Source organism: Arthrobacter sp. 49Tsu3.1M3, assembly GCF_900168135.1.
GTDB lineage: Bacteria > Actinomycetota > Actinomycetes > Actinomycetales > Micrococcaceae > Arthrobacter.
The window spans coordinates 17,463-28,831 of sequence record NZ_FUZD01000013.1 but is presented as its reverse complement, the minus strand read 5'-3'; the positions used below and the strand labels follow the sequence as shown (position 1 = coordinate 28,831).

At 57.9% G+C, this 11,369-nt stretch carries 8 protein-coding genes; 3 read left to right on the top strand and 5 right to left on the bottom strand.

The annotated features are described in order from the left end of the window. Positions 1 to 496: 496 nt before the first annotated feature. The 5 genes from B5X90_RS21030 to B5X90_RS14035 are packed head-to-tail and all read right to left on the bottom strand — an operon-like array spanning position 497 to position 8,818. Positions 497 to 1,468 (bottom strand): hypothetical protein, encoded by a 972-nt coding sequence (locus tag B5X90_RS21030; protein ID WP_143264758.1) that lies wholly within the window; start codon positions 1,466 to 1,468, stop codon positions 497 to 499. After that, positions 1,461 to 4,583 (bottom strand): type I restriction endonuclease subunit R, encoded by a 3,123-nt coding sequence (locus tag B5X90_RS14050; RefSeq protein ID WP_079554052.1) that lies wholly within the window; start codon positions 4,581 to 4,583, stop codon positions 1,461 to 1,463. The genes B5X90_RS21030 and B5X90_RS14050 overlap by 8 nt, the downstream gene beginning before the upstream one ends. A 10-nt stretch (positions 4,584 to 4,593) precedes the next feature. Next, positions 4,594 to 5,529, bottom strand: coding sequence for a restriction endonuclease (locus B5X90_RS14045; RefSeq protein WP_079554050.1), 936 nt, complete (start codon positions 5,527 to 5,529; stop codon positions 4,594 to 4,596). Positions 5,530 to 5,531: 2 nt separating this feature from the next. Beyond that, positions 5,532 to 6,851 (bottom strand): restriction endonuclease subunit S, encoded by a 1,320-nt coding sequence (locus tag B5X90_RS14040; protein WP_079554048.1) that lies wholly within the window; start codon positions 6,849 to 6,851, stop codon positions 5,532 to 5,534. Further along, on the bottom strand, positions 6,848 to 8,818 hold the full coding sequence (locus B5X90_RS14035) for a type I restriction-modification system subunit M (protein WP_079554046.1): 1,971 nt from the start codon (positions 8,816 to 8,818) through the stop codon (positions 6,848 to 6,850). The genes B5X90_RS14040 and B5X90_RS14035 overlap by 4 nt, the downstream gene beginning before the upstream one ends. A 496-nt stretch (positions 8,819 to 9,314) precedes the next feature. On the opposite strand from B5X90_RS14035, the gene B5X90_RS14030 reads away from it, so the two are divergent. The 3 genes from B5X90_RS14030 to B5X90_RS21025 all read left to right on the top strand — a co-directional run bounded on the left by B5X90_RS14030 (position 9,315) and on the right by B5X90_RS21025 (position 11,314). Continuing rightward, a complete protein-coding gene (locus tag B5X90_RS14030) occupies positions 9,315 to 9,632 on the top strand; it encodes a hypothetical protein (protein WP_079554045.1) in 318 nt (105 codons plus the stop codon). Between the two features lie 369 nt (positions 9,633 to 10,001). After that, a complete protein-coding gene (locus B5X90_RS14025) occupies positions 10,002 to 10,463 on the top strand; it encodes a hypothetical protein (protein ID WP_079554043.1) in 462 nt (153 codons plus the stop codon). Then, positions 10,460 to 11,314, top strand: coding sequence for a hypothetical protein (locus tag B5X90_RS21025; protein WP_143264757.1), 855 nt, complete (start codon positions 10,460 to 10,462; stop codon positions 11,312 to 11,314). The genes B5X90_RS14025 and B5X90_RS21025 overlap by 4 nt, the downstream gene beginning before the upstream one ends. Positions 11,315 to 11,369: the final 55 nt, after the last annotated feature.

The window sequence follows — 11,369 nt, the reverse complement described above, 5'->3', positions numbered from 1 at the left end:
CCCACCACAAAGGTAATTGTAGGGACCTCCAGAGGTTCAGACTCATGAACGATGCGACTCTGAATCGTGTAAATGTCCCCCTTCCGGACGACTCGATCAGACTGGGGTACGAGGTCATACCTGCCCGCACGCTCAAAACTATTCGTCTCTCCATAGCGGACTTGCACCGCCGTAAGGGCGCCCTGAGCGCTCGCGCATGGTAAATAAGTCCGATCTCTAAGGGACCCGGCCAGGACGGCGCTGGTTAGGTGCCAGGTGTGATCGTGAATATTTCCAGCAGGATCAGGCGTAGCAAGTTCCCTGTCCCATATATGGAGTCTGGCGAAACCTCCAGACGGAAGGTCAGCCAGTTGGCTCAGGTCATAGTGCACGAACCCGAGAGGATGCTTAGTAACTGGTATTTGATATATTGATTCGTGAATATCAGACAGGAGTGTGTCACGAAAGCCCGTTGTTATCTCTCCCCTCAACAGAACATCCTGTACGAGTCCAGAGATCATGCGTGGCGTCCCTTGAAGACCAGCTGCCGAATCTCCTCCAACGATTCCGCGGACAAATCAGGAGATTCACACAGTTTGCGGAGTGTCCCATCCAGTTTTCTAACCTTGGTCGATCTGAGAACAGATTTTACGTCGCCGGAAGTCAGTGCTCGCCAGTCGGAGGGCAGATTTTCCGTCCCAGCAAATTGAACCTCAGGAGAGCGGGCGCAGTGCTCGTTGAACTCATCTCTGAGCGATTCGTAGTACCAGGACGAATGAGGGACGAAAAGTCCACTTTGAGATTTGTCCGAAACGGTAACAGCGACCATTCTAGAGCTCATGTCCTGACGGAGCGGGCTGTATGTCTGCGTGAGGTAAACGCGAGCGGCAACTCTTGTCATCCTCGAATACCATGCGCACGCCACGATGCAAGCAAGAATTTCATTTCGGACCGTCCCGTTTGTGCTTACCGATCCATCAACTCGGTGCTTGTTTCGATAATCGGCATATTGGCGACACAAATCCGGCTCGGTAGGGTCAAGAATCAGCATATTGTAGGGAACAGCTCGGTTTTTTTCTTCGGAGAGTTGCGGCAAAACACACTCCCGCTGCCATCTTCCCGAACCGCCTCGGAAGGACCACTCCTTAGCTCCCTTCAGAGATTCGGCAAGCTCTCCGGAAATCTTTGGCGCGATTACGGTATAGGGGCTTCTGGAGCGGACCAAATCGATAACGCCCTGGTTAATCTCATTCGTATCCTTACGAATTTTCCTTTGAGTACGCCAAACTTGGTAGCCAAAAACCGTAGCCGCTGACAACACGGTGCACAGTATCGATACGATGTTATCAGCAACAAACTTTGATCCAAAGATACCCATTATCCCTAATGGAACGAGAATCAATACAACCACGACAGAAGCAATCGTCTCACCCGCTCCATCGAAGTGAGACTTGAACCAATTCTGAAACCCAGCTTTTGAATTACCCAAAATTTCTCCCCCTGTTATTAGAACTGACAGCGTTGGCGTCAGTCTGCAGCTCCTCATAAACCAGCTCGCTCAGCATCTTGAGCAGAGCCTGCATCTTTGTCTTGTCGCCCAATGCTTGGATGCTGAGGTTGCGGTGGCTTTCCATCGAGTTAATGACAGCCGTGCTCACCGCACCATGGAGTTCTGGGCTGCTGCCGAAGTGGCTCCGCGAGTTGTTTTGGGCCTGCTTCTGCAAGGTTTCATTCTTGACCAACTCGCGGCGCACGCCTTCGACGAAGTGCGCCACCGCGTCAAGTTCTTCGCCTTCGAACGGCAAGTTGGCCTGCTGGATGATCTCTTCCCAGGTGACCAGGACGGGATCCTTGGTCTGACCGGTGCCAGGCTCTGTCAGAGGCTTCAACAATTCGCCCTCGCCCGAAAGCTGCAGCTGGGCCTGGCCCTTGTCTTTGAGCGCGTATTTCGCCAGGACCACGCCAGAGAGGTCCAGCGCCACCTTTGCGTCGTTCACACGCAGAACCGGCAGGAGGTGCTTGAAGTAGATCGAGCGCTTCTCGAGGTCCGTGTCGGCGAAGTCCACGATCTGGGAGAGGAAGTCGTAGGCGCGGACAAACGAGCCGAGGTCTTTCCGGAACAGGTCAAGCTCGTCCTGGGCGGCTTTATTGCCCTCAGCCACCGCGGCGTTGTACCGGGTGTTGAACCGTGACTTGGCCGGCGCGACCCAGCCGGAGAGCGCGTTGTTGCCCGCCTCCATGACGTAGGACTTCACCAACCCGTCAACCTCGGACACGAGATAGATCTGGGCGGCGTCGAGCTTGGCCTGCAGGTCATGCACCACGTTCGGATCGGAGACGCCCTCCAGCGCGGCCTCGCGGAAGTAGGGCTGGAAAGACGCCAGGATCTCGTCCGGATCGTTGACGAAGTCGAGCACGAACGTCTGGTCCTTGCCCACAGCGGTGCGGTTCAGCCGGGACAGCGTCTGCACGGCGGAGACGCCGGAGAGCTTTTTGTCCACGTACATCGCAACGAGCAGGGGCTGATCAAACCCGGTCTGGAACTTGTTGGCCACCAGCATGATCTTGTACTCGTCGGTTGAGAACGCCTCGGGCAGGGTGCGCCCCTTGAGACCGGGGTTCATGTTGATCTCGGTGAACGCCTCGGTACCGGATTCGTCGTCATTTACTTCGCCGGAGAAGGCGACCATGGTGCCCAGGCCGGAGTAGCCGGCGTCGTGGATGTATTTGTCGATCGCGAGTTTGTACCGTACAGCTTCCTTGCGGGAGCCGGTTACCACCATGGCCTTGGCCTTGCCATCGAGGCGCCAGGCGACGTTGGCGCGGAAGTGCTCCACGACCACCTGGACCTTCTGGCTGATGTTGTACGGGTGCAGCTTCACCCAGTTCATTAGCGACTTCAGCGCCTCGGATTTCTCCACCTGGGCGTCGTCCGAATCGTAGTCCCGGCCCTCGTGGGTGAGCCGGTAGGCCACCTTGTAGCTGGTGTAGTTCTGCAGCACGTCCAGGATGAATCGCTCCTCAATGGCCTGCTGCATGGAGTACAGATGGAACGGCTGCGGCAGCCCGTCCGGACCCTTGCGGCCGAACAGCTCCAGCGTCTTGGCCTTGGGGGTGGCAGTGAAGGCGAAGTAGCTGATGTTCTTGGCATCCGCCCGCTCGGCCATCTCGGCCGTCAGATAGGCCTCCACGTCGAACTCGCCGCCGTCGTTGACGTCCGCCAGTTCCTCGGCGGAGAGGACCTTCTTCAGCTTGTTCGCAGTGGACCCGGTCTGGGAGGAGTGGGCCTCGTCCGCGATGATGGCGAAGTTCCGCCCCTTCAGCGCCTGGGATTCAGCGATGGCCTTCAGCGCGAAGGGGAAGGTCTGGATGGTGACGATGATGATCGGCGTCCGGGCCACCAGCGCGGCGGTGAGTTCGGCGGACTTGGACCCGGCGTTGCCGCGGATGGGGACCACGACGCCGGACTTGTGCTCGATCTGGTAGATCGCGTCCTGCAGCTGGGCGTCCAGCACGGTCCGGTCTGTCACGACGATCACGGAGTCGAAGAGCTTCTCGTTGCCGGTGCCGTGCAGTGAGCTGAGCTGGTGCGCGGTCCACGCGATGGAGTTGGTCTTGCCGGATCCGGCCGAGTGCTGCACCAGGTAGCGGTGGCCGGGCCCCTCGGTGCGGGCGGTTTCGATGAGCTGGTTGACCACGTCCCACTGGTGGTAGCGGGGGAACAGCAGGGACTTGTGGACTTCCCGTTCGCCGGTGACGGGGTTGGTTTTGTCGCTGATCTGCAGGTGCAGGAACTTGCCGATGATATTCAGCCAGGAATCGCGCTGCAGGACCTGTTCCCAGAGGTAGCTAGTGGCCGACCCCTTGGGGTTAACCGGGTTGCCGGCATGGCTGTCATTACCGAGGTTGAAGGGCAGGAAGTAGGTGTCCTTGCCCTTGAGCTCGGTGGTCATCTGGATTTCGTCGTTGCTGACGGCGAAGTGCACCAGGGCGCGTCGGCCGAAGGACAGCAGCGGCTCGTCCTTGTTCTTGCCGTTGCGGGGGAGCCGGTCCTTGCGGTACTGCGCGACAGCGTCGTTGATGTTCTGCGTGAAGTCCGTCTTCAACTCGATGGTCGCGACCGGCAGTCCGTTGACGAAGAGGACCAGGTCGATGCTCTTCATAGCGTCGACTGTGGAATAGTGGACCTGCCGGATCACCCGGAGCCGCACTTTGCCGTAACGCTCCAGCGTTTCCGGATTCAGGCCCATGGCTGGCTTGAACTGGCACATTTCAAACTTGGCGGCGACATCCTTAAACCCTGTCCTGAGGACGGAGAGCATGCCCGCTTCCTTGGCCGCCGGCTTGTCCAGGACCTTACACAGCCGGTCCAGCAGCAGCCGCTTAGCGACCTCGTGTTCCGCCGGTGAGTCCGTCGGCTTCACGACCTTCGCCAGATGCTCCGGCTGCGTATCCGCCAGCCAGGCGAAGACATCCTCCGGGACCAGGGCCCGCGTGGCGTCATAGAGATCGCTGGCCTTGCGGTGCGGCTCGTAGATCCAGCCCTCGGCCGCGAGGGACTGGCAGATCTCTTGCTCAAACGTCACTTCATTGTGCTGCGCCATATAGTTCCCCCTAGAAACTGTCGAAGAAGTCCTGATCGAGCTTCTTCACGACTACGGTTCGATCGACTTGAACGCCCACGCCGTATTCGAACATCAGCGACGCCAGACGCTGACCGTCAATCAGAATCAGCGTGTAATGGGCAGTGTCCCTGGCCACGGCACGGGCTCCGGTGGTGAACGTCGAGGTGGTGATGAAGATGCCCTTGGTGGCGCGGAATTGCCCCAGCGCCCCGCTGAATGCCTGAACCTCAGGGGCTCCCACATTATTGCCCTCGGAATAGCGCTTCGCCTGAAGGTAGACCCGGTCGAATCCAAGTGCGTCCTGCCAGACAATCCCATCGATGCCTTTGTCCCCGGAGCGCTGCGTTGGCTTGAGGTTGTCCTCCCGGTCGGTGCCGTACCCGAGCGCCTTCACGACAAAGGGAATGAGGCGTTCAAAGGCATCGGGGGAAAGTTCCATGAGGTTCCGGTAGATTTCGTCGATGACCACTTGATTCAGCTGGCTGGCTGATTGTTCGAGCGCCTCCGATGGGTCGGAATCAGCGCCGGCGGTCAGCTCGGGCCGGATCGTTTGCAGGGCCGCCGCGGATACAGTCTTCGGTGCGCTGGACTTGGCCTGATATTGCCTGTAGGACTCATACTCCGTGAGCGTCTGATAAGTAATCGGTGACCCGTTCGAAGCGCGGCGGAGACCTTCCCCGCTGATTTTGTACTGTCCGCGAGCTTCGCGAACCAGCAAACCTGCCTTCATCGAATCGAAAACTGCCCAGTTAATTCTGTTGGCCCAACGGGCCTCACCAGAGGACATGATCTCACCCATGTCCTCTTCCGACAGATGGGTCCGTTCTGCCACCGCATTCCGAATTTCAGCATTTCGACGAATCTCACCGTCAGACATGATCCTTAGGACCGGGTCAACGAATCCATGCCACTGTGGCAAAGTCATGGCTACGATGCCTCCTTTCGAATGTCGATCTTGCCTGTTACCGCAGCGGAGATAAGGGCAGAGCGGCGTTCCTGCAGAAGACTGACCGCCACTTCACATTTCCGGGCGAGGACGTCTATGGCCCGAAGTCTCAGTCCCAGCACTTCAAGGATCTTCTTCTGCTCGCATAGCGGCGGTAGTGCGATTTCCAGGGGATAAATGTGCTTGTTGTTGATTTGAGGGAGGGTCGACGTGTCGGCCAACTCATTCAGAGTTCGAGAACGGAGCCAGTGCACTATGAAGAGCCCATGTGCCTTCACATGGTCGAGCTCCAAGCCCATGAGATTTGTATCGAAAGCACTCCGGGTCCGCACAACGCCGACTTTGTTGGTGAAGATCGCAGCACCTCGCTTGGGGAATAGGACAGTGCCCGCCGGGCAAGTGATGCCCTCACTGTCTATGTACTCGTCTGTCGACGAAACCTCCTGGTTCCCGTCGAGTGTGTTCAGGGAACTCACCTTTATGTATGGATAAGCACCACTAACCTGTGGCGAGCACTGCTCGGGAGCAGTGCCACCTAAAATTCGGGCGAAATACCGGAACTTGGTCATAGTCCAGTGCCTGGGCACTTCGCCGAGCCAGGGTACGCCGGAAGGCCCGAGGGGAGCGGTGGGGTCGAGGCCTTTGGTGACGGCGTGGGTGATGATGGCCTGGCGCTTCTCGGCGAGGAGTTCGACGAGCCGTTCCTGTTTGGCGATTAGGTCATCGATCTGGGCTGTTTCGCGGTCCAGGTAGCTGGCAATACCGTCCTGCGTCTCCGGCGTCGGGAAAGCGAATCGAAACTGCTCGAACACGTTCTGGTAAAGGTGCAGAATAGTTGACCCCGTCGAAGTGAGGTCGATGAAGTCCTCGAAGACGCGAGACCTCAGTACCCAATACAGGAAACGAGTTGAATAGTTCTTGAAGGGGCGCACGAGGAAGATACCGCTGTTAAGACATGCAGGTTTGTCGAGATTAGAAACCATGGATAGCTTTCCGATGGTCCCATCCTTGGTGACGAGCAGATCCCCGTTTCTGAGCTGAATGAACGGATCGTCCAAGTAGCGTTCTTCACTGACTTGGTAGCAGGTGCTCCAATTGATGAAGCGCCGGCGAAAGTCCGTTCCTGTAACTAGATAAGCATGTGCTGTTATCTCGAATTCGTCTGACGTAAGGCCCTTCCATCCCACGCGCGCCTTAATGTAGGAAGCGTGTTTGATGGCTTGGACGGACCAGTCATCAGGTATCTGCCCGAGCCAAGGGATTCCGCTTTCTTTGAGCGCTGGTGAAGTTATGGTGGTCATCTCTCCACCTGGCCCAGTAGCTCAGTGATCTCTGAAATGAGTTGGTTGAGGTCGGCGTCGATTTCCTCCAAAGATCTGGGAGCCACGTACTTGTAGAAGTGCCTCGTGAATGGGATCTCGTAGCCGACCTTGGTTTTGGACTCATCGATCCATGCCTCGGGGACGTGGGGGAGAACCTCCCGCTCGAAATAGGCCTTGATGTCTTCGCCGAGCGGGACGTTCTCCGTGTCGCGGAGATCGGTATCCGCCTCGGGACTGCCCTTGGGTCCTCTACAGACGTCGGCGGTTTCGTCGCGCTCCGACAGCCCAGCGAGGACAGCTTTCAGCACCGGGGCGCCGATCTTGAGGCCGGCCCCGGACAATGCAGGCTTGAGGACCTTTAGGAAAGCCTCACGGTTCTTCCAGAACTTCATCTCGTCTTCGCCGAGCCGGGTGAGCGTCTTCTCCAGAAGCTGGCGGTCGTTGTCGGACAGCCTCTCCACCGGCTTCTGCGCCAGCGCGGCGTCGATACGATCCGGCGTGAAGGCAAAGTTGAGTCTCAGCGGGCGCTCGACGGTGATGGTGGAGTAGCCGAAGTCCTGATTGTTGAAAATCCTGGACCTCTCGCCGTCGTCCTCGAACGCACCATACAACTGGACAATGCTCGCGATGTCGTTCGGGCCGAGTTCCTTGCGTTTGGAGCCGAGGCTTTTGCGCATCTTCTGGAAGAAGTCGACTCCGTTGATGAGCTGGATTTTGCCGACGCGCTCCGGGTATTTCTGCTCCTTGCTGTTGGAGAGGATCCAGATGTAGGTGGCGATGCCGGTGTTGTAGAACATGTCCGTGGGCAGCGCGATGATGGCCTCCACGAAGTCGTTCTCGATCAGATACTTGCGGATCTCGGACTCGCCCGAGCCTGCGCCGCCGGTGAACAGCGGCGAGCCGTTCAGGACGATGCCGATGCGGGAGCCGCCGTCGTGCGCCGGGCGCATCTTGCGGACCAGATGGAGCAGGAACAGCAGGGAGCCGTCACTGACCCGGGGCAAGCCCGGGCCGAAGCGGCCGTCGAAGCCGTGGAGCTCGTGCTCCTTCTGGATCTGCGGCTGGATCTTCTTCCACTCCACGCCGAAGGGCGGGTTGGAGAGCATGAAGTCGAACTGCTGGCCAATGTTCTGGTCGTTCGCGAGGGTGTCCCCGACCGAGATCTTGGAGATGTCCTGGCCCTTAATCAACAGATCTGACTTGCAGATTGCGTAGGATTCGTCGTTGATTTCCTGCCCGTACGCAACGAGGGAGGCGCTGGGGTTGAGTGCGTGCAGGTGCTCCTGAGCGACGGTGAGCATGCCGCCCGTTCCGGCGGTGGGGTCGTAGATGCTGCGGACGATGCCCTCCTTGGTGAGGACGTCGTCGTCGTAGTTAAGCAGGAGCTGGACCATGAGCTGGATGACCTCGCGTGGGGTGAAGTGCTCACCGGCGGTTTCGTTGGAGGCTTCGGCGAAGCGGCGGATGAGTTCCTCGAACATGAGGCCCATCTCAATGTTGCTGATGGTCTCCGGGTGGAGGTCGATCGCGGCGAAGTCCTTGGTGACGTGGTAGAGCAGGTCGGCGCTGTCCAGCTTCTCGAGCGTCTTGTAGAACTCGAAGCGCTCGAAAATGTCCCGGGTGTTCTCCGAGAAGCCCTGGACGTAGTTGAGGATGTTCGCCTTGATGTTGGTGGGGTCATCCAGGAGCCTGGCGAAGTTGAACTTGGAGGTATTGAAGAAGCTGTGGCCCGAGGCCTTCTGCAGGAAGGTGTCCAGCGGGATGTTCAGGCCCTTTTTGGTTTCCTGCTCGGCGAGGACGGCATCTTTGGTGGAGTCCAGGACGCAGTCCAGGCGGCGAAGGATGGTGAACGGCAGGATCACCGAGCCGTACTGCGCCGGTTTGTAGGTGCCCCGCAGAATATTCGCGATGCTCCACACCAGGTTGGCGTTGTTGTTGCCGGCCACTGCTCCCACTTCCCTTGCTGCAGGCAGCGGAGATGCGTAGCTTATTGCGGGCAAACGCAGCATCCCCATGCCGTGCAGCGTTCATCGATCACGCATGTACTTGCTATGCATTGTAGGGGCGAGGCCCGGCTTTCTTGTACATCGAGTCCTATGCTCGTCCTGCCCCAGCCAAGGTGGAATGCAAACTGACTTCCGCGACCCTGACCCCAGCTCCTTGATCGGGGCAACGGGCAGGTCTTGGGCGAAATCAACCTGAACCACGACGGCCTCGGCGCCGGATACGGGCCATGGGCGAGGCACCCTAGCCACGAGAGAAGTGACCTAATCGTGTGGCATTGTCCTCTTCTCGTAATGTCCCTAAAAGAACTTGGGAGGGGCGCCGGTCGGACCGGTGCCCCTCCCTTGCACTGGGCGCCTTTAAGCAGGTCGGCACATGTGCTGTTTGGCCAGTCCTACAATCACGGCCGCCTCCGCTTCGTTGCGAGCATGATCGGCTATGACAAGCATGCTCTTCGACATCTCGTCCGCCTTCGCAGCTGACATGCTGCTTGGCGCACAAATATTCTCGCCGATTACTGCGATCTCCTTGTCGGTGCTGCTGTTGATTGTGGGGACACGATCTCGAACTGCCTCAATGAAGGCTTTGGTGCCATCCTCCGCCGCAGGCGCGGCGGTCTGGCTGCTGCTCGTCGGGGCAGCGTTCGTGCTCCCTCCACATGCGGAGACTGATAGAACAATGGCGACAACGGCCAAAAGGCCAGTAAGAGTGGAGCGCGAGAACATGAAGGTCCTTAGTCTGGTGCAGGTGCGATAACGGCGTTGAGCTTAACACCTGGAGCAAGCGGAGCTGACGACCGACGTTTCCAGCGCAAAGAACGAGACACGTCCGTCGGGCTAGGATTGGCATTCGATGGGTCGTTCAGCGGCCACGCCCGGCGGGCCAGCAGTTTGAGTTGACGACAGTCTTCATCCTTCCCCCCCGTCGCAGGCCCGTCGTAGACCGCTCCTGAATGGTTGAGCCCCCGACGATGCCGGTGTAGTTCGTTGAGTCTTCGAAGCGAAATGAGCCGCCTGAGAACTTCAGCAAGTGAGGGCGTCGCAGCGTCAGAATTCGGGGTGCGTTTAGGGAGGAAATTTGGCGATATAGTTTGACCCAGCAAAAGGCACGACTGAGTGGGGATAAATGGCGAGCACACATGTCGGCCAAGCAAACCAGTCTGACCTTGTTAGCGTCGATGTCTCAGGCGCGGCTGTTTTGAGCGGCGCAGCAAGAGAGGTGTTCGACTCAGCCATAAAGCAGTATGCTGTCGAACTCCTCGATGAAGTAAGCCTCTACGAGCTCCAGCATCGACGAAACACATCCATCGTGCCGCAGTACACGAGTGCTCAAGTCGCGACCGCCGAGGTCGTCATCCGCAATCGAGGCATCACCGTTCCCGGCCGTTCGTGGTGGTTAGTAGTTGGGAAAGTCTTCATCTACATATTGGCTATCGCAATAGGTGTCAGCAGCAATCTCATGATTCAGTCTGAGCCGTGGCTGTTGCCCAGTGCTGGCTGGATGGCCGTGTTCTGTTTGTGCGTGCCATCCGCTGTGAGCGTACTAGTCGCTATTGAGGTTGCAGAACATAAGGAGCGAAACCGGTGAACGACCGAAAGGCCCCAGAAGAGGAACATTATTTGTTGACCGACGCAGCTTCACGGGCATTGGACGAGCTTCTCGCTCAAAGGAGACAAGAAGTCGTAGATTTCGCTAAGCAGACTACGGAACCTGGAGGCATAACGGCCACAGACATTGTGCGTGCCTACTACTCCTCAAGGGGCGGTCTGGCCCCATTGCCTTCAGCAGACTCCCTCCCATTCGAGCGACGCCGCCAGATGCAGATCACTACACTTATTCTTGCAGCCACGATGACATTGCTCGCCGGCGTTGTTCCGATCCTCATGGTTTCGGGAGTGCTCACGGATGAAGAGTCTTCGCCGGTTAGTCTCAGCGTAATAACGATTATTGTGACCCTTATAAGTACGATATTTGGGGCAATGGCGGCTGCAACAGCAGTGTCCTCGCGCCGCAGCAAAGCAATGGCGGAAAGGGTGAGAGTTTTCTCCGTGTTGGCGAGCGAGGCCGGAAGGTTCGAATTGACGCAAGACGATTCTCGAGAGACTGACTTCAACGATTCCAGGCTGCAAATAATGTACCTTGCGGAATGGGAAAAGCTTGAGAATAGGCTCCGTCACTTAGGCCAAACGGAGTCACGAGAACGTAGTGCCCCCCATCCGGTAAGACCACCCATAGGTACCGTCATCGGCAGGTTAGAAGCAAACGGACGAATTGATGCACCTTTGTTGCAGGACATACGTAGCGTAGTCAAAATACGGAACATGATCGCCCATCGATCGCCGGTAAGTAGAGCTCAATCTGTGCACGCAATGGCTCTTCTGAAACATGTGGGAGCTCGCTTGGAAGTACTGGAGGAGGAGGCCCCCGTCATTTATTGACGGGTCGGGGGAACCATTCTCGGTGAATCCAGTTCTTCGGCTTGGGAGTCTGCAT

Bases quoted from the DNA above. Each gene is read 5' to 3' on its own strand.
- B5X90_RS14045 (WP_079554050.1), bottom strand. From the start codon at position 5,529: ATGACTTTGCCACAGTGGCATGGATTCGTTGACCCGGTCCTAAGGATC.
- B5X90_RS14040 (WP_079554048.1), bottom strand. From the start codon at position 6,851: ATGACCACCATAACTTCACCAGCGCTCAAAGAAAGCGGAATCCCTTGG.
- B5X90_RS14025 (WP_079554043.1), top strand. From the start codon at position 10,002: ATGGCGAGCACACATGTCGGCCAAGCAAACCAGTCTGACCTTGTTAGC.
- B5X90_RS14030 (WP_079554045.1), top strand. From the start codon at position 9,315: ATGACAAGCATGCTCTTCGACATCTCGTCCGCCTTCGCAGCTGACATG.
- B5X90_RS14050 (WP_079554052.1), bottom strand. From the start codon at position 4,583: ATGGCGCAGCACAATGAAGTGACGTTTGAGCAAGAGATCTGCCAGTCC.